Origin of the sequence: Streptomyces niveiscabiei (assembly GCF_001419795.1) — a bacterium.
Taxonomy (GTDB): domain Bacteria; phylum Actinomycetota; class Actinomycetes; order Streptomycetales; family Streptomycetaceae; genus Streptomyces; species Streptomyces niveiscabiei.
Map to the genome: position 1 here is coordinate 1 of NZ_LIRL01001362.1, position 1,420 is coordinate 1,420.

2 protein-coding genes are annotated in these 1,420 nt (G+C 75.5%); both read right to left on the bottom strand.

Annotated elements, in window-relative coordinates:
• On the bottom strand, positions 1 to 692 hold a 692-nt coding region (locus AOK24_RS44060), incomplete at its 3' end, for an ABC transporter ATP-binding protein (RefSeq protein ID WP_055725425.1).
• Positions 689 to 1,420 (bottom strand): peptidoglycan-binding domain-containing protein (locus tag AOK24_RS44065; RefSeq protein WP_167376925.1); only part of this gene is annotated, 732 nt, incomplete at its 5' end. The genes AOK24_RS44060 and AOK24_RS44065, both read right to left, overlap by 4 nt.

Sequence of the window (1,420 nt, forward strand, 5' to 3'; positions counted from 1 at the left end):
CGCGAACCGGCGCGGCCCGGCGCGCGATCGGCGACGACCCGGCCGTCCAGCATCTCGACGCACCGGGGCAGCGCGGCGGCGATCTTCTGGTCGTGCGTGATGACGACGACGGTCGTGCCGCCCGCGTTCAGCTCCCGCAGCAGCTCCAGGACGGCCGCGCCGCTCGCCGAGTCCAGATTGCCGGTGGGCTCGTCCGCGAGCAGCAGCGCGGGCTCGCCGACCACGGCCCGTGCGACGGCCACCCGCTGGCGCTCACCGCCGGACAACTGGTGCGGCAGATGCCCGGTCCGGTGCCCGAGCCCCACCTTGGAGAGGGTCTCCGCCGCCGCCCGGCGACGCCGGCGCAGCGGGACCCCCGCGTACAGCAGCCCGTCGGCCACCGCGTCCAGCACGGGCACGCCGAGCGGCAGATGGAACTGCTGGAACACGAACCCGATACGCCGGGCCCGCAGCGCGGACAGCTCCCGGTCCGACAGGGCGGCGATGTCGTGGCCGTCCACCAGGACCTGCCCCGCCGACGGCCGGTCCAGGCTGCCCATCAGGTGCAGCAGGCTCGACTTCCCCGACCCCGAAGGACCGACGACGGCGGCCATCTCACCGGCCCGCACCACGAGATCCACCTCCCGGACTGCCGTCACCCCGCCGGGGTACACCTTGGAGACGGCCCGGAACTCCACCACGACCCGCGTCACTGCGGCACCCTCACCTTCATGCCTGCACGGATCTGCGGGCCGCTCACCTCGACCTTGCCGTCCGCGTACATCCCGGTCCGCGCCGGGACGTACGCGCCGGACGAGGTCTCCAGCCCGTACCCGCCCTCCGCGAGGGCCACCAGCGCGGCGACCGGCACCGCGAGGACGTCCTCCCGCTGCCGGCGGACGTACGTGACCGTGACCGGGGCCCTGCGCAGCTCGCCCAGCGCCTTCTGGTCCCGGACTCCGATCGTCACCGGTACCGTCTCCGCGCCGCCCGACGCCTCGGAGCCGGCCGTCGGCTGCCCCACGCCGGTCACCGCGCCCGCCACCGAGCGCCCGCCGGGCAACCGGACGGTGACCTGGGCGCCCTCGACGGCCCAGGAACCCTCGTCGACGGGCACGGAGACCGTCACCCGGCGCACGGTGCCCGTCGAGCGCAGCGCCTCCTGCTGCACAGGGGCGCCGAGGCGGACGTTCGCGCCGGAGACGCGCACCGGACCGGACGCGTACACGACGTCCCCGAGGCCGACCTTCCCCGTGGCCGCCATCCCGAGATCCCGCTGCCAGCGCCGGACTGCCCGGGCGGTGGCCGAGGTGTAGACGCCGTTCACGCTGAAGCCGGAGTAGCCCAGGGCCCGCAGGTTCGTCTGCAACTGGCGGACGTCCCTGCCGTGGACGGGGGTCGGCGCGGGGGACGTGTCCGGTGCGGGGGAGGACGCGGTCGG